This window comes from Bradyrhizobium sp. LeoA1Lang (assembly GCF_055413685.1).
In genome coordinates, this window is the sequence record NZ_JBVAPG010000012.1 from 75,320 (window position 1) to 91,037 (window position 15,718).

At 63.1% G+C, this 15,718-nt stretch carries 18 protein-coding genes; 9 read left to right on the forward strand and 9 right to left on the reverse strand.

Annotated elements, in window-relative coordinates; translation table 11 throughout:
• The first annotated feature begins 6 nt into the window (after positions 1 to 6).
• Positions 7 to 390 carry an Mth938-like domain-containing protein gene (locus ACZYOF_RS07020; RefSeq protein ID WP_463715269.1) on the forward strand — a complete coding sequence of 128 codons (384 nt, stop codon included), beginning with the start codon at positions 7 to 9 and terminating at the stop codon, positions 388 to 390.
• Positions 387 to 1,247: a phytoene/squalene synthase family protein gene (locus ACZYOF_RS07025; protein ID WP_463715270.1), complete on the forward strand. Its 861-nt coding sequence runs from the start codon at positions 387 to 389 to the stop codon at positions 1,245 to 1,247. Before ACZYOF_RS07020 ends, ACZYOF_RS07025 begins: the two co-directional genes overlap by 4 nt.
• 36 nt (positions 1,248 to 1,283) lie before the next feature.
• Here the strand turns inward: ACZYOF_RS07025 and ACZYOF_RS07030 are convergent, their stop codons facing one another.
• From ACZYOF_RS07030 to ACZYOF_RS07040, 3 genes are all read right to left on the reverse strand, one after another.
• Complete coding sequence (locus tag ACZYOF_RS07030; protein ID WP_463715271.1) at positions 1,284 to 2,387, reverse strand: serine/threonine protein kinase; 1,104 nt, start codon at positions 2,385 to 2,387, stop codon at positions 1,284 to 1,286.
• 3 nt (positions 2,388 to 2,390) lie between these two features.
• The gene (gene trmFO, locus ACZYOF_RS07035) at positions 2,391 to 3,824 is read right to left on the reverse strand and encodes a methylenetetrahydrofolate--tRNA-(uracil(54)-C(5))-methyltransferase (FADH(2)-oxidizing) TrmFO (protein ID WP_463715272.1); all 1,434 of its coding nucleotides are present in this window, start codon (positions 3,822 to 3,824) and stop codon (positions 2,391 to 2,393) included.
• 126 nt (positions 3,825 to 3,950) lie between these two features.
• Positions 3,951 to 4,103, reverse strand: coding sequence for a DUF1127 domain-containing protein (locus ACZYOF_RS07040; RefSeq protein ID WP_130581297.1), 153 nt, complete (start codon positions 4,101 to 4,103; stop codon positions 3,951 to 3,953).
• 744 nt (positions 4,104 to 4,847) lie between these two features.
• Between ACZYOF_RS07040 and ACZYOF_RS07045 the strand changes: the two genes are divergently transcribed.
• Positions 4,848 to 5,195 carry a hypothetical protein gene (locus ACZYOF_RS07045; protein ID WP_349016978.1) on the forward strand — a complete coding sequence of 116 codons (348 nt, stop codon included), beginning with the start codon at positions 4,848 to 4,850 and terminating at the stop codon, positions 5,193 to 5,195.
• 71 nt (positions 5,196 to 5,266) lie between these two features.
• On the opposite strand, the gene ACZYOF_RS07050 is transcribed toward ACZYOF_RS07045, so the two are convergent.
• Positions 5,267 to 6,079 carry a lytic murein transglycosylase gene (locus tag ACZYOF_RS07050; RefSeq protein ID WP_463715273.1) on the reverse strand — a complete coding sequence of 271 codons (813 nt, stop codon included), beginning with the start codon at positions 6,077 to 6,079 and terminating at the stop codon, positions 5,267 to 5,269.
• A gap of 213 nt (positions 6,080 to 6,292) precedes the next feature.
• Positions 6,293 to 7,201 (reverse strand): DUF2189 domain-containing protein, encoded by a 909-nt coding sequence (locus ACZYOF_RS07055; protein ID WP_463715274.1) that lies wholly within the window; start codon positions 7,199 to 7,201, stop codon positions 6,293 to 6,295.
• A gap of 297 nt (positions 7,202 to 7,498) precedes the next feature.
• On the opposite strand from ACZYOF_RS07055, the gene ACZYOF_RS07060 reads away from it, so the two are divergent.
• Together ACZYOF_RS07060 and ACZYOF_RS07065 are read left to right on the forward strand one after the other, a co-directional pair.
• Positions 7,499 to 7,894: a DUF3597 domain-containing protein gene (locus ACZYOF_RS07060; protein ID WP_463715275.1), complete on the forward strand. Its 396-nt coding sequence runs from the start codon at positions 7,499 to 7,501 to the stop codon at positions 7,892 to 7,894.
• A gap of 96 nt (positions 7,895 to 7,990) precedes the next feature.
• A complete protein-coding gene (locus tag ACZYOF_RS07065; RefSeq protein ID WP_463715276.1) occupies positions 7,991 to 8,782 on the forward strand; it encodes a fumarylacetoacetate hydrolase family protein in 792 nt (263 codons plus the stop codon).
• 15 nt (positions 8,783 to 8,797) lie between these two features.
• Here the strand turns inward: ACZYOF_RS07065 and ACZYOF_RS07070 are convergent, their stop codons facing one another.
• Together ACZYOF_RS07070 and ACZYOF_RS07075 are read right to left on the reverse strand one after the other, a co-directional pair.
• On the reverse strand, positions 8,798 to 9,070 hold the full coding sequence (locus tag ACZYOF_RS07070; protein ID WP_130581302.1) for a GNAT family N-acetyltransferase: 273 nt from the start codon (positions 9,068 to 9,070) through the stop codon (positions 8,798 to 8,800).
• Between the two features lie 17 nt (positions 9,071 to 9,087).
• A complete protein-coding gene (locus ACZYOF_RS07075) occupies positions 9,088 to 9,378 on the reverse strand; it encodes a GNAT family N-acetyltransferase (RefSeq protein WP_463715277.1) in 291 nt (96 codons plus the stop codon).
• 200 nt (positions 9,379 to 9,578) lie between these two features.
• Here ACZYOF_RS07075 and ACZYOF_RS07080 point away from each other — a divergent pair, with 200 nt between their 5' ends.
• The 3 genes from ACZYOF_RS07080 (at position 9,579) to ACZYOF_RS07090 (ending at position 12,629) form a co-directional block, all read left to right on the forward strand.
• A complete protein-coding gene (locus tag ACZYOF_RS07080) occupies positions 9,579 to 9,983 on the forward strand; it encodes an SPW repeat protein (RefSeq protein ID WP_027579056.1) in 405 nt (134 codons plus the stop codon).
• Between the two features lie 133 nt (positions 9,984 to 10,116).
• Positions 10,117 to 11,760, forward strand: a complete 1,644-nt coding sequence (locus ACZYOF_RS07085; protein ID WP_394568977.1) for an acyl-CoA synthetase — start codon at positions 10,117 to 10,119, stop codon at positions 11,758 to 11,760.
• Positions 11,760 to 12,629, forward strand: a complete 870-nt coding sequence (locus tag ACZYOF_RS07090) for a PCC domain-containing protein (RefSeq protein WP_463715278.1) — start codon at positions 11,760 to 11,762, stop codon at positions 12,627 to 12,629. The genes ACZYOF_RS07085 and ACZYOF_RS07090 overlap by 1 nt, the downstream gene beginning before the upstream one ends.
• A gap of 884 nt (positions 12,630 to 13,513) precedes the next feature.
• On the opposite strand, the gene ACZYOF_RS07095 is transcribed toward ACZYOF_RS07090, so the two are convergent.
• On the reverse strand, positions 13,514 to 13,852 hold the full coding sequence (locus ACZYOF_RS07095) for a hypothetical protein (RefSeq protein WP_463715279.1): 339 nt from the start codon (positions 13,850 to 13,852) through the stop codon (positions 13,514 to 13,516).
• A 92-nt stretch (positions 13,853 to 13,944) separates the two neighbouring features.
• On the opposite strand from ACZYOF_RS07095, the gene ACZYOF_RS07100 reads away from it, so the two are divergent.
• Positions 13,945 to 14,727, forward strand: coding sequence for an AAA family ATPase (locus tag ACZYOF_RS07100; protein WP_463715280.1), 783 nt, complete (start codon positions 13,945 to 13,947; stop codon positions 14,725 to 14,727).
• 74 nt (positions 14,728 to 14,801) lie between these two features.
• On the opposite strand, the gene ACZYOF_RS07105 is transcribed toward ACZYOF_RS07100, so the two are convergent.
• Positions 14,802 to 15,443: an HAD-IA family hydrolase gene (locus ACZYOF_RS07105; protein WP_130580981.1), complete on the reverse strand. Its 642-nt coding sequence runs from the start codon at positions 15,441 to 15,443 to the stop codon at positions 14,802 to 14,804.
• Between the last annotated feature and the right edge of the window lie 275 nt (positions 15,444 to 15,718).

Below are 15,718 nucleotides of genomic sequence, written 5' to 3' on the forward strand. Positions count from 1 at the left end.
CTCGTCATGGTTCAATCCTCGGACGCTCCACATCTTCCGAGGTCGGCGCCGATCGAGGCCTATGGCAAAGGCGGCTTCGCCTTTGCCGACATGTCGCATCGCGGCTCGCTGCTCTGCCTGCCCGATGGGATCTGGGCCTGGCCGGTGACGACCCCGCAGCAGATCGACCGATACTCGCTCGAGCGTGTGTTCGCGAAGGCCAACATCATTGACACGCTGATCGTCGGCACCGGAACAGAAACATGGATAGCGCCCAAGGCGCTGCGCGACGCCTTGCGCGCGGTGCATGTGGTGTTGGATACGATGCAGACGGGACCTGCGATCCGCACCTACAACATCATGATGGGCGAGCGGCGGCGGGTGGCGGCGGCGCTGATCGCAGTGCCATGAGCGAGCCCGGCGGCACGGACGCCGCGGCGTTCTGCGCCGAACTGGTGCGCACCCATGATTTCGCGCGCTATGCCTCCACGCTGTTCGTGCCGACGGTCGAACGCCGCGCGCTGCTCGCGATCTACGCCTTCAACGCCGAAATTTCCCGCGTTCATGAGCTCGTCAGCCAACCCTTGCCCGGCGAGATACGCCTGCAATGGTGGACCGACATGCTCGCAGGCAGCGGCCATGGCAGCGTCGAAGGCAACCCTGTCGCAGCAGAGCTGTTGCTCGCGATCAGGAATTTCCGGCTGCCCGTCGAGCCGCTGTCGCGGCTGGTCGAGGAGCACCAGTTCGATCTCTACAACGATCCGATGCCGTCGATGGCAGCGCTCGAGGGCTATCTCAACGAGACCGCCTCGGCGCTGTTCTCGCTCGCTGCGCGCGTGATGGCGCGGCCGTCAGAAGAAATTGATCACCTCGCGCAGCACGCCGGGCTCGCGCAAGGTATCGCGCAAGTGATCAGCGCGTTGCCGCGCGACGCCTCGCGACGGCAATTGTTCCTGCCGCTGCAGTTCCTTGAGCAGCACGGCGGCGGAATCGAAGACGTATTCTCCGGCAAGCAGACGCCGCAACTGCGCGCTGCGATCGACCAGCTCATCGGCGAGGCGACGAGCCATCTGAAGACCGCGCTCTCGCTGTTGCCGACGGTTTCGCCGGCGATGCGGCCGATCTTTCTGCCATTGGCGCTCCTCGAGCGCGATCTCGCGCGGATGTCGCGGACCAGCACGGACCCGTTCGCCCCACAGGTCACATCGCGGCTGCGGGTGCTGTGGACGGTGTGGCGGGCGTCGCGGCGACGGGTGTTCGGCGGCTAGAGCATTTTCGGTTCTGATTCCATCAGAACCGAAGCTCTAGCGCGTGAGCCGGTCCATCTCGGCGACTTCGAAATTGAAACGGTCGCGAAGATTCTTGCGCTGCTCAAGGATGTCCTTGAGGAAGGCGCGGTCGGCCTCGTTCTGCATCATCGGCTCGATCAGGTCGATCTGGTTCATCGCCACGAGCTGCAATATCTCCGTGCGCGGCTTGCCCGCGGCATCGCGCGGCAGCGCATGGACGACTTGGATATGCTCGGGCGGCTTGACACCCTTGGCTGAGGCAAGCGTGTTGCGCAGCTTCTTCTCCAGCGCGACCTCGTCGGCTTCCACGAAGGCATAGAGCCCGACGCCGACCCGGCGGTCTGCGAAGGCGACGATCGCGGTGTCGCGGACTTCCGGGTTCTTCCGGATCAGATCGATCAGGACCGGCGCGTCATTGACCAGCCGCCGGCCGCCGCCTTCGCGATCGGTGAAATTGAAGAGTCCACGGGTAATCGCCTGGTAGACCTTTTTGCCGGTCTTGAGCCAGACGCTGGCGACGACTGACTTGCGAGCGAGGATCTTGCGTTCCTTCGGGGTCAGCGCATCGGGCGCATAGCTGCGCTTGTGCTTCAGCAGATGCCGCAAATCCTCATAGGCCGCGATGCGGAACAGCCGGCTGCGGCGCTTGAAGCAGGCGGCGAGCTGGAAATCGGTGAGATAGGCGCGGCCGTTGCGGCCGACCAGCCAGTTCTGCTCCTTGGCGAGATCGTTGTGGCAGATGCCGGCACGATGCAGTCTGCGCAGCGCATCCTTGGCCGAACGGAAATAGGCGACATCGCCATGCGGCTTCGCCAGGTGCAGCGCCACGCCGTCGATGAACCCGCGCACCAGCGCGCGTTGTCCCGCCCAGAGCAGCTTCGGTCCGACGTCGAGGTCGCGCGCCAGCGACAGCGCGCGGCGCTCGCGCGAAAACAGGTGCAGCGCCAGTGGAAACGACCAGAACGGCACCAGGTCGAGCCGGCGCAGCACCGCATCGGTTTCGCCGGTCTCGATGCGGAAACGTCCGCGCTCGACGGTCGAGAACACGTCGCGCTTGAGCAGGACTCCTTCGCGCCATCGCGCCGACAGGGTGGCGGCGTCGTCTTTCGGCAAGCTCATGGCTTAAGCCGCCGCCGCGACGTGCAAATGGTCGGATATCCAGCGGTCAAGATCGGCAAGCGCGCGGGCTGATATCGCCTGCTTCTTCGCTGCCGTCTTCTCGTTGCCGCGGAGCCGCGTGCCGTCGGGCTTCTTCGTTGGCGGGCTGGCCAGCGGCGGGAACAGGCCGAAATTGATGTTCATCGGCTGGAACGAGCGCGGACCCGTGTCGACGGTCTCGATATGGCCGCCGGTGATGTGGCCCAGCAGCGCGCCTAGCGCCGTGGTCGAAGGCGGCGGCGCCAGCGAATGGCCGCGAGCGTCCGCCGCGGCATAGAGGCCGGTGAGCAGGCCGATGCTGGCGGACTCCACATAACCTTCGCAGCCGGTCATCTGGCCGGCGAAGCGCAATCGCGGCTCGGCGCGCAGCCGTAGTTGTGAATCAAGAAGCTTGGGCGAGTTCAGGAAGGTGTTGCGATGCAATCCGCCGAGCCTCGCGAATTCGGCGTGCTCGAGACCCGGAATGGTGCGGAACACGCGCTGCTGCGCGCCATGCTTCAGCTTGGTCTGGAAGCCGACCATGTTGTAGAGCGTGCCGAGCTTGTTGTCCTGGCGAAGTTGTACGATCGCGTAGGGCTTGGTGGTGGGATCGTTCGGATTGGTGAGGCCGACCGGCTTCATCGGCCCGTGCCGCAGGGTCTCGCGACCGCGTTCGGCCATCACCTCGACGGGCAGGCAGCCGTCGAAATACGGCGTGTTGGCCTCCCAGTCCTTGAAGTCCACCTTCTCGCCGGCCAGCAGCGCGTCGACGAACGCGTCGTACTGCTCCTTTGTCATCGGGCAATTGATGTAGTCGGCTCCGGTGCCCCCCGGCCCGACCTTGTCATAGCGCGACTGGAACCACGCCACGCTCATGTCGATGGAATCCTTGTGCACGATCGGCGCGATGGCGTCGAAGAAGGCGAGCGCGCTTTCGTCCGCTAGCTCACGGATGGCGTCTGCCAGCGGCGCCGAGGTGAGGGGGCCTGTCGCAACGATGACATTGCGCCAATCGGCGGGCGGTAGGCCCGCGATCTCCTCGCGGCGAATCTCGATCAGGGGGTGCTCGTTGAGCGCCTTGGTGACCGCGGCGGAAAACCCCTCGCGGTCGACCGCCAGCGCCCCGCCGGCGGGCACCTGGTTGGCGTCGGCGGCGCGCATGATCAGCGAGCCGAGCCGGCGCATTTCGGCGTGCAGCAGGCCGACTGCATTGTTGGCGGCATCATCGGAGCGGAAGGAATTGGAGCAAACGAGTTCGGCAAGGCCATCGGTGCGATGGGCCTCGGTCATCCGCTGTGGGCGCATCTCGTGCAGCACCACGCGCCGGCCGGCATTTGCCACCTGCCAGGCGGCTTCAGAACCGGCAAGGCCGGCGCCGATGATGTGGACAGGATCAGGAGAAGGCTTGGTCGCGGTCATCGCGCAGGGTTAGCGCGTTTTTCCCGCGAGCGCATCTGAAACCGGGCAGAGAAACTGGGGAGAGAATACGAGAACGCCCGCGTAAAGGAGCGGGCGTTATCCGTTCATTGATGGGCTGACAAAAGATCAGCCGTTGAAGTGCCCAGAGGCCACGCGCGGAATATCAGAGCGATCAAGGCCGATGTCCGCCAGCTCGCGATCGCTAAGCTGGGACAGCTCGGCAACATTACGCTGATAATCACGGAACGCCCGGATCATGCGGATGAGCGAGAGTAACATGGTAGTCTCCTAGAAATTACGATTCAGCTCTATGGGAAGCGTCATCGTCGATAGAATGAACATAGGTTGAGTTGATGCAGTGCGGTAGTTCCTATGTTGCGGTGCAGCTAAGTGAAAAATGCATGACGTCGGTAAGGCCTGATTAACCCATCAGCGGAGCAGCCCGACGAGGCGTCAGCGGGTTGGTGAGAACGCGTTCCGGTATTGGAAAAGGTCCGTAAAATCACGGACTTGCGATGAGGGCGGCACTTCCGTCGACGCTTGGCATATGGGTGCGCACGGACGTGAAATCAAATGCTCGGCCTTGAGCCCCGCCCGGCGCAACGCCGGAGACCGATTCGGGGTGGCTAGCTTCTCATGCGTGATTCGCATGCGCCTTGACCCTTAGAAATGAAATTAAACTCATTTCTTCTGGGGTCGATCTAGAAGAATATTCCTCGTGGTCCCAGGATTTGGTGCGGAATGCCGAGTCCGCGAAGCCGGGCCAAGACCGACGGATCACTGAAGCATGTTTGCAGTCCGAAGGCTGCCTGCGGCCGATGCCGCTGCCGAACCTTCAACTCCCTATCCTCCGGGGTACGGTTCGCGAGCGGAGGGGACCGGATACCGCAGTAGCGGCAACGATGCTTCGCGCGGCTTGCCCTTCCTTACCAAGCTGTAATGAAAAATAGATGCAACGCATGCGTGCTTTGCTCGCGGCGTCGATCACATCTCTATCGCGCGGAATTCATTCTGAACTTTTCGATGATGAGCGAACAATGGTTGTCACGGATTCCGGCAATCACGTCGGCTTCCGTTCAAATAATACGGAAAATGGGGAAAAAACCGATGCGCAACAAACTGATTGCAGCGACTGCGATGGCTTTCATTGCTTATGCCGCCATTCCCGCCCACGCGGCTAAGGTCACCGTCGGCTGCAGCGGCGACAATCTCGCCAAGACCGAATCCGCAGTCGAGACAATGGCGGACGGTCCAGGCAAAATCGTGGCGCAAAAGGAGATTGCGCAAGCGCAGGACGCTCTGCTCGGTGGCAAGATGGGCGTGTGCGCGGCGCATCTGAACAAGGCGATGCACGCCGGCGAGGCGAAGTAAGGAGCAACGCTTCTCACAGGCGCCGATCGTCCCGCGGCGATCGGCTCCTTAAAGCGAGAGGGAGGGAAGCGCTACGGTGCGCGGGTGAGTTGGGTAGCAAAGTAGGCGACGGTGCGCGCATAAACCTCGCTCTTGTTCCATTGCTGGATTACCGCGAAGTTCGGATTGCCTGGCTCCCAATTCTTGCCGCGTTGCCAGCCATGGTTGGCGAAGAAATTCGCGGTCGAGGCCAGCACATCGGGCGCGCTGTGCAGGAGATCGCGGCGGCCATTGCCGTCGAAATCGACTGCGAATTTGATGTAGTTCGACGGCATGAACTGGGTTTGGCCGATCTCGCCGGCCCATGCGCCGCGCAGTTCCTGTGGAGGGACATCGCCGCGTTCAATGATGCGGAGCGCATCCAGAAGCTCGGCCCTGAACATATCGGAGCGGCGGCAATCATAGGCGAGCGTCGCCAGCGCCCGCAGAGTTGGGAATTTGCCGATGTTGACGCCGAAATCGGTCTCCAATCCCCAGATCGCCACCAGCACTTCGCCCGGCACGCCATAGGTCTCCTCGATGCGGGACAGCACCGAGCCGTACTGCTTCATCATGTTTGCGCCGCGGGTCAGGCGGGGCGGCACCATGCGTCCGGAGAATTCCTCGAAGGTCTGACTGAACACCTTCTGCGACTGGTCGCGCGTGAGCACGTTCTTGTCGAGGGTGACGCCGTTCAGGCCGACCTGGATCGCGGACTGCGAAATCCCCTTCGATGCCGCTTCCTTCTTGAAGTCGTCCAGCCACGTATCGAACGAGCCGCTGCCGCAGGTCGCGGCGAACGAAGGCGTGCTGAGGGTCAGGAGCAGGGCTCCCAGTGCAGTCCGGAGGGAAAAGCGAAAGCCCATGAAATCACTCACTCCATGTCGACGCATCATCGACACTAATCTGGAAACGCTACCAAAATGTTTGCGGCAAGAGCGGCCAAAACAAGGCTTGTCGGCGTTGCACGCGCAAGTCAATCCACCATGCCGGGGCGATGTCACGTGCCGGAGCTCGGACGAACCCCAGTCTGATGCTGGCGCACCAGACCGGGATGATGGAACAGATTTGCCGAAGATCTACGCGCTGTTTTTCCGACGCCACGGGAACAGGTTAGCGGGGAAGTCAGCAGCAGGCTTGCGCTCGCGCGGACGTGGCGGGAGCGGCTGCACATTGGGGTCGGGAACGATGATCTGCCGGTAGAGATGCCAAGTGGCGTGGCCGAGCAGGGGAATGACGATGGCGAGGCCGAGGAAGAAAGGCAGCGTTCCCAGCACCAGCAATGCTGCGACGATCAGGCCCCAGGCAGCCATCGGCACCGGATTACGCGCGACCGCGCGAAGCGAGGTGACCATGGCTTCACCGGTCGTAGCGTGACGGTCGAGCATCATCGGGAATGACACCACGCTGATGCAAAGCGCGAGCAGGGCGAAGAGGAAGCCGACGCCGCAGCCGACCAGGATCAACCACCAACCCTGCGCTGTCGTCAGCACCTGCGTGAGGAAATCGGGGATCCCCGCCGCCGTCGCATAACCGAATGCCGAGACATAGATGGCCTGCGCCGTGGCGATCCAGGTCACGAACAGCGCGAACAGCAGCGTGCCTAGTCCAAGCATGGCGCCGAATGACGGCGAGCGGACGATCGCGATTGCGCCCCATGCAGAAGGCTCTTCGCCATTCTCGCGGCGGCGGCTGAGTTCATAGAGACCGATCGCCGCGAACGGGCCGAGCAGGGCGAAGCCCGCGGCCAATGGGAACAATAACGGCAGCACGGAATAGCCGTGCACGACGCGGGCAAGCACCAGGCCCAACACCGGATAGACCACGCACAGGATGACGGCGTGACTCGGGACCGCCTTGAAATCCTCCCAGCCGAGCTGCAAGGCGCGATGCAGATCGCCGAGACTGATGGTACGAATCTCGGGCGCAGCCGCGACTTCCTGTCCGCTCTGCGTCAGTGATGTGACATTGTCGTGATAGGTGGCCATAGTCGTTGTCTCCCTGCGCGGCCGCATTTCTGTGCCCGCCAGCGAGGGGCACGACGTGCCGTCTCCTAAGCGATCACGAACAGGCCAGACGCGAAGACACCCTGCGGCCATGTCGCGAACTGAGATGTCACGGTACTCCCAAACCGGGACAGACGCACTCACGCTTCGGTGAATGTCGCATTGGCAACCTTGGCTGGTCCGGGTAAAATCATTTTGCGACCCCGGCGGGTGCTGCCGGTCGAAAAGAGCCCCGAGAGAACCACCTGACACCACATCTCAAGTCCTTTGGAGTGAACGATGAGCATTTTCGGAAAAATCATGAGCTCGATCTTCGGCAGCAGCACAGCGACTGCAGCGCCGGCTAGCGATGCGCCTGCGGGGAGCGCGCCCGCCGCCGGGGCCTCGCCGACCGCTCCGGCTGCCGCGCCTGCGCAGAGCGTCGACGTCGCTCCGATTTTGGATGCAGCCGTCGCCGCGAAGAAGGAGAAGCTCGAGTGGCGCACATCGATCGTCGACCTGATGAAGGCGCTCGACATCGATTCGAGCCTGTCCGCGCGCAAGGAGCTTGCCAAGGAACTCGGCTACACCGGCGACACCAATGATTCCGCGAGCATGAACATCTGGCTGCACAAGCAGGTGATGACCAAACTTGCGGCCAATGGCGGCAAGCTGCCGCCGGAAATCAAGCATTAAGGCGACGCTGGTACTTGAGCATTCGAAGGCCCGCGATCGTCGCGGGCCTTTTTTGTCGACCCCGCCAGATAATAACAACAACGAAGGAGAACGCCCATGAATACGATTGATCGCAGGACCATGCTCGCCACCGGCGCGCTCGCGCTGGCGGGAACGGCCGCGCAGGTTACGTCCGCCGACGCGCAGGTCGGGCCGAAGGCGATGTTTCCGGTAGCAGCGACGACGATCCCGATTGTCGGCGAGACCGAGGTATTCCAGGTCCGCCGCATCTATTGCATCGGCCGCAACTATGCCGCGCATGCGATCGAGCGCGGCTCCGATCCGACGCGCGAGCCGCCGTTCTTCTTCCAGAAGCCGACCGATGCGATCCAGAACGTTGCGATCGGGACGGTTGCCGATCATCCCTATCCGTCGCTGACGAAAAATTATCATCACGAGGTCGAACTCGTCGCCGCGCTGAAATCCGGCGGCGCCAACATTCCCGCCGATAAGGCGCTCGATCACGTCTATGGCTATGCGCTCGGTCTCGACATGACGCGCCGCGACCTGCAGAACGGCATGGCCGCAGAGAAGAAGCCGTGGGAGATCGGCAAGAGCTTTGACCATGCCGCCGTGATCGGTCCGATCCATCCGGCTTCCAAGACCGGACATTTCACCCAGGGCGCGATTTCGCTCGCGGTCAACGGCACCATCAGGCAGAACTCGGACCTACGGAACATGATCTGGAGCGTCGCCGAGCAGATCGCAAAACTGTCGGAAGCCTTCGAGCTGAAGGCTGGCGACATCATCTATTCCGGCACGCCGGAAAATGTCGGCCCCGTGGTCAAGGGCGACGTGCTGTTGTGCAAGCTCGAGGGCCTGCCGGACATGTCGCTCCGGATCGTGTAGCAGGCCGCCCGACTCTCACGCCACGAGATCCCGGTATTCGGGATGCTTGCTGAGATAGTCGACGACAAAACCGCAGCCGGCGATCACCTTGTGGCCGTCGGCGCGGATCAATTCCAGCGCGCCCTTGACGAGTTCGGAGGCGATACCGCGGCCGCGCAGTGCACGCGGCGTTTCTGTGTGGGTGATGATGATAGCCGACGGCGTCGCGCGGTAGTTTGCGAACGCGATGCGGCCTTCGACGTCGAGTTCGAAGCGGCTTTGTGCCGTGTTGTTGCGGACCGATGTCATGTCTGATGTCTGCGCTTTCAGTGTTTCAGCAGATCCTGGTAATCCGCATGTTTCTCGATGAAGGCCTTCACGAACGGGCATTGCGCGATCACCTTCAGGCCCTCGGCGCGCACCTGGTCCAGCGCGCCGCGGACCAGCTTTAAGCCGATACCCTTGCCGCTGAGCTCCGGCGGCACTTCGGTGTGAACGAAGGTGATCACACCGTCCGCTTTCTCGTAGTAGGTCGCGGCAATATGTCCGTCGGCCGCGAGCTCGTAGCGCTTGCGCCCCGGGTTGTTGACTACGGCTTCGTTGACACGTCCATCCATTATCTCATTCCCGTTGTTTGCATCGCGGCATCGCCCCGTGGTTGTCCCGCGAAATGGCAATCGCCCGCCTTGCAAGCCGATCATAACCGGCCTACGTTTTTTTCAAGACATACGCCCCGAAGCGGCCAGATGGTCGTTTGGTCCTGCAATGTCATAATCGCTGGCTGCTGACGTATGCCTCTTTTCCAGGGAGGTCTACCATGTCGGATAAGCGTTTCTTTAGCACCCATAGACCTTGGGAGGACTGGTTCGGCATGCTGCTTGGCGTGCTGATCGTGGTCTCGCCGTGGTTTCCGATGCAGGCCGGTCGCGACGTCGTTGACGCCGACCGCAGCATCATGATCCTCAACACCTTCGTGATCGGCATGCTGGTGTTCGGCCTGGCCCAGCTCGAATATGTCGCCCTGCAGCGCTGGGAGGAGGTCGCGGCCATCGTGCTCGGCTGCTGGCTGATCGCTTCGCCGTTCCTGTTCGGCTATTCCGGCGACACCCTGCTGCAGGTCTGGCACGGCATCCTCGGCGCGCTGGTGGTCCTGCTGGGTGCGCTGCAGCTCTGGCAGGATTGGGGCAGGAGCGACCAGGAACTCGCCAACCATCCGCAGTGACCGCCCTCGTCGCGGAGCCGTGGCCGGGCGGCCGGAGGCGCCGGGTCCGCCCTTGCCGAACCCCGTGCGGAGACGATAAACCGCAGAGGGGCAGCCAGAAGCCCCGCGTGATGAAATTCCCGATGGGACGGAAATGAGCGGAGAGACGGGTAGCGTGGCCGCGCCGCGCGGCGATCAGTTGCGGATGTCGCGCCGGGTGATGAACCTGGCGCATATCGTGACCCAGAATGCACGCCGGCATGGCGATCGCGCAGGCTTCATTTGGCGGGATCGAAGCTGGACCTGGCGCGAGATCGATGGCCTCGTCTCCGCACTTGCCGCCGCGCTGGCGGCGCGGGGCATCGTCAGGGGCGACCGCATCCTCGTCCACTCCAAGAACTGCGACGAGATGTTCTGGTCGATGTTCGCCGCCTTCCGCCTCGGTGCGGTCTGGGTGCCCACCAATTTTCGCCTGATGCCCGACGAGGTCGCCTATCTCGCCGCAGCCTCCGGCGCCAAGGCCTTCCTCTGCCACGGCGACTTTCCCGAGCATGCCGCGGCCGCCGCCAATCCCGCGCTGCAATTCACCTGGCGGATCGGCGAGGAGGGGAGCTTTGGCGAGCGGACCGTCACTGAAGCGATCGCGGCGCACGCCGGCGCGAAGGTCGACAATGTCGCGGTCGAGCATGACGATCCCTGCTGGTTCTTCTTCACCTCCGGCACCACTGGCCGCTCCAAGGCCGCCGTGCTGACCCATGGCCAGATGGCCTTCGTGGTAACCAACCATCTCGCCGACCTGACGCCCGGCGTCAGCGAGCGGGATGCCTCGATCGTGGTCGCGCCGCTGTCGCATGGCGCCGGCATCCACCAGCTCATGCAGGCCGCGCGCGGGGTGCCGACCATCCTGCTGCCTTCGGAGAAATTCGATATCGCCGAAACATTCCGGCTGATCGAGCAGCACCGCGTCAGCAACCTCTTCACGGTGCCGACGATCCTGAAGATGATGGTCGAACATCCCGCCGTCGAGCAGTTCGATCATTCCTCGCTGCGCCACGTGATTTATGCGGGGGCGCCGATGTACCGCGAGGACCAGAAGCTGGCGATGCGAAAGCTCGGCGCCGTGCTGGTGCAGTATTTCGGCCTCGGCGAGGTCACCGGCAACATCACCGTGCTGCCGCCGGCGCTGCACGATCCCGAGGACGGCCCGCATGCGCGGATCGGCACCTGCGGCTTCGAGCGCGTCGGCATGCAGGTCTCGATCCAGGACGACCAGGGCCGCGAACTGAAGCCGTTCGAGACCGGGGAGATCTGCGTGATCGGCCCCGCGGTGTTCGCCGGCTACTATGATAACCCTGAAGCCAACGCGAAGGCGTTTCGCGACGGCTGGTTTCGCACCGGCGATCTCGGCCACATGGACGAAGAGGGCTTTGTCTACATCACCGGCCGCGCATCCGACATGTACATCTCCGGCGGCTCCAACATCTATCCGCGCGAGATCGAGGAGAAGATCCTGACGCATCCTGCTGTCGGCGAGGTCGCCGTGCTCGGCGTGCCCGATCCCTTCTGGGGCGAGGTTGGCGTTGCCGTCTGCGTCGCGCGCGAGGGCGCCGGCGCGGTCGGCGAGGCGGAGCTTGCCGCGTACCTTGCGCCAAAGGTGCCGCGCTACAAGATGCCCAAGCGCTTCTTCTTCTGGGATGCGCTGCCGAAGTCGGGCTACGGCAAGATACCCAAGCGCCTGATCCGCGATGAGCTGGAAGCGCGCGGGCTGCTCGACGTCTCCACCAAGCAGACCGGGTGATGCGCAGCATCGCCCAACCGGGTCCCTCTGCGCGCGAGCGCATTCAATGGGTGGAAGCGCGCGGGCGCGCATTTTCCTTCACGCTGCAGGCCGGCATTCCGCTGCTTGAAGCCGCACGCCGCGGCTTTGCGGCGGAAGGATTTTCGGGCGGCGTCTTGAGCGTAAGCGGCGGCGCGCTTGGCCCGTTCGCTTACGTGATGCCGGCGCTGTCGAAGACCGGCGCCAACGCCGCATTCTACAGCGAGACCTTTCGTCCCGACGGCATCACCCGGCTCAAATTCGCCACGATGACGCTGGGCGAGCGCGACGGCGCACCATTCTTCCACTGCCATGGATTGTGGACCGAAGCCTCCGGGCGCTTCAACGGCGGCCATATGCTGCCGGAAGAGACTGTGGTCGCCGAGCCCTTCGAGGTGCAGGCCTTCGGTCTCGACGGCGCGACGTTTGTCGCCGAGGGCGATGCCGAGACCAATTTCAAACTGTTCGGCCCCATGCCGCGCCAGGCGACGAATGCGGAGACCACCAGCCGCGCCTTTGCGCTGCGGCTCCGCCCGAACCAGGATTTTGCCTGCGCGCTCGAGAAGTTTTGCCGCCAGCATGGCATTTTGCATGCGCGCCTGCATGGCGGCGTCGGCTCGACCATTGGCGCCTGCTTCGCCGATGGCCGCACGGTGGTGCCGTTCGCGACCGAACTCGCGGTCCGAGCGGGGACGATCGCTCCCGATGCCGATGGCCAGCTCGAAGCCGAACTCGATATCGCGCTCGTCGACTATCTCGGAGGCATCGCCGAAGGGAAATTGGTGCGCGGCGACAACCCGGTGCTGATGACGATGGAGCTCGTGCTCGAGGTGCTGGACGAGGAGGGGTAGGCTGTTGTCCCGGCCTTGATCCGGGACGACATCGTCATTACGGATGTAGTTCTCTCCGTCGTCATTGCGAGCGTAGCGAAGCAATCCACCCCTCCACGCGCGGAAGCATGGATTGCTTCGCTGCGCTCGCAATGACGGGGATGTTGCTGATTCATTTGTCAAACAGCGGAGAGGATACACGTTCGCATTCTCGCGGCGCATTGCGTCCGAGGTTTGCGTCGCTTCTGACCCTCTCATTGAGCAGAGGGCGCAGGGAAAGCCGGGTGCTGGTTGCACCCGTGGGCCCCGTGCAACAAAAAGCACGGGGGTAGGACCACAGGTTCAACCGGAATCACACCGGCTTTCCCTGCACGACGGCTTTACGGCTTACTTCGTGCTCTCCCCGGTGACCGGGCTTTCTTGCCACCGTCACCTCAAGCGCGAACTTGTTCGCGCGAAAAGCTTAGCGCCAGCGTCGGGGCGCCAGGACCACACGACTTCGCCGTACGCAGCCACGCCATTCGTCTGGCGCTATTCGCGCCTGACACAGCCACGTCCATCGCATCCCGCTTCCAACGTCCGTGACGATCGCGATACGCCCCTCCAAGTGGAGGCGGGACGGCGCGGTTTCTAAGGTGATTTGCGGCCAGAACGAAGCGGAATGTTTTTCGCGGGCCGACTGGACGAGGCAAATCACCTTGATATTGCGGGAGAATCTTTGCTCAGGCGACATCCGATGCGTGAGCGAGGCCACCAGTTCAGTCCTCATCCTGAGGAGCCTGCGCAGCAGGCGTCTCGAAGGATGGGCCGCGGGCGAGGTCTCGGCCTGCATGGCTCGAGACGCCGCTTCGCGGCTCCTCACCGTGAGGGACTGGCACTGCCCGCGCGGCTAGGACGGAGCGGTATCACCGCCGCTTGCGGACGTGGATGTTGATGTCGAGGTCGATGTTGCTGACGCAGGTCTGCTCGGTGCGGTGCGAGCCGCCTTCGTGCCAGCGGCCTTTGCGCAGGCGGGCATCGCGCACATTGGCGAGCCGCAGGCAGCGCCATTGCGGGAGCCTGCCCGAACTCTCGCCGGCGAACTGCCAGGCCAGCACGACCTCTTCGCCTGATTTGTTGGTGCCGATGATGTGCGGGCAAAGCTCGCGCGGCCGGCCCTCGTAGGTGCAGACGACCTGCTGCTCGCCGAGAATGGCATCACGGAAGAGAGCGTAGGTGGCGCTCGGCGCGGGGCGGACGCTCATAGTCAGGATCGTTCTTGTTGTGTTCCATGAACTATGCCAGATAATCAGTCTGAGATTGAAGCTCTGAACTGCGTCGGTTGTTAGGTGCGCCCATGGCCTCGCGAAGAAGCCGAACGATCAATCTGCCGGCGCCCTACCTCAAGCGCATTTGGCTCGATCCGTCCCGCATCACGAACCGGGACGCTTATCCGTTCTGCCTGCCATTGCTGCGGGATGACTTCGAGCTGAGCTTCGATCGTGCGATCACCATCATTGTCGGCGAGAACGGCACCGGCAAGTCGACGCTCTTGGAAGGTATAGCGGTGCTGGCCGGCTTCGACGAGGCTGGCGGCAGAAATGGTTACATGCCGGTCGATCACTCGAAGGCGATCGAGAAGATGGGCGGGCAACTGTCGACCGCGCTTCGCGCAAGCTGGTTGCCGAAAATCACCAATGGCTGGTTCTTTCGGGCGGAAAGCTTCTTTTCGGTCGCGAGATATCTGGACGAGGTCAACAACGAATTTATTCCGGGAGTTGGTCGCGGCATCCCTCCAGACTTCCTCTCCCACTCTCACGGCGAAGGCTTTTTGCGTTTCTTTAACGAGCAGTGCCAGCGCCAGGGCATCTTCATATTCGACGAGCCGGAATCGGCGCTGTCACCTGCGCGCCAGATCGAATTCCTGAAACTGCTGCGCCGCATGGACGATACAGGACATTGCCAGGTGCTGATGGCCACGCATTCGCCGGTGCTGATGGCCTATCCCAACGCAACGTTGTTGCGGTTGACAAAATACGACCTTGAGCCTGTTACCGTTGAGGAGACCGACCACTACAAGGTGATGCGCGAGTTCTACGCGGACCCGGTGGGCTTCGTGACAGCGGCGATCGAGGAATGAGCTGCGTAGGGTGGGTAGAGCGAAGCGAAACCCACCAAGCGCAGGGCGATGGGTTTCGCTGCGCTCTACCCATCCTACGGGATCGTCTCTGATGCCAGCAGATTGCCGGTGATGTCCTCCATCCGCTCGAACATCAGGTCAGGGCCGAGCGCCCGAAGTTTTGCCGGCGCCGCATAGCCCCACGCTACGGCGCCGCAGGCGATGCCGGCGGCGCGGGCGGCCTCGATGTCGCGGGTTTCATCGCCGATCGAGATCGTTTGCGATGGAGCCAGATCGGCGCGTTTGACGACGCGGCGGAATTTTGCGGCCTTGCCAAAAATGGATGCGCCGCAATCGAACCAGGAGAACAGTGCGGCGGCCTCGCCAAGCAGCCGGCGAGCGTTCGTCTCACTGTCCGAACTGACCAACGCCAGTTGCAGACCGCCGTCCTTGAGTGCACGCAGCGTGGTCTCGGCGCCTGGAAACAGCGCGATGTCGGCCAGGTGCTCCGCCTTCAGCCGCCGCATATGCCGGGCGATCGTGGGTATCTTCCACATCGGCACTTCAAGCCGCGCGACGATCTCCCGCGAGCCGGCATGCCGCAGCTCTTCGACGTCATCATCCGCGACGCGGCGAAAACCGAAGTGGTCGGCGACGTCGTTCACATTGCGCGAGAACCAGGGAAAGCTGTCCGCAAGCGTGCCGTCGAGATCGAAGATGACGAGGGAGTAGGGCATAGGGCGGCAGAAGGGATAGCACGCGCCGAGAGAATTGCGAAATTTACATGGAAAAGCACCGCGAAGCTGCGGTCGAGCTATGGCGGAATCTGGGTGATGACGGCCTGAGAAGGGCGGCGTATCGAGGCGGGTAACCAGCCAGCCAGAACCTCACATGGGATGGTTCGTGTCAAGGCCATCAATCGCAATGCATCAGCAGTCCCTCCGAAGCGTCGCTATCCAGGTCCAAGCCCGTGCGTGACGCGGCTCGTTTGCCGAGCCTGATCAACCTCACA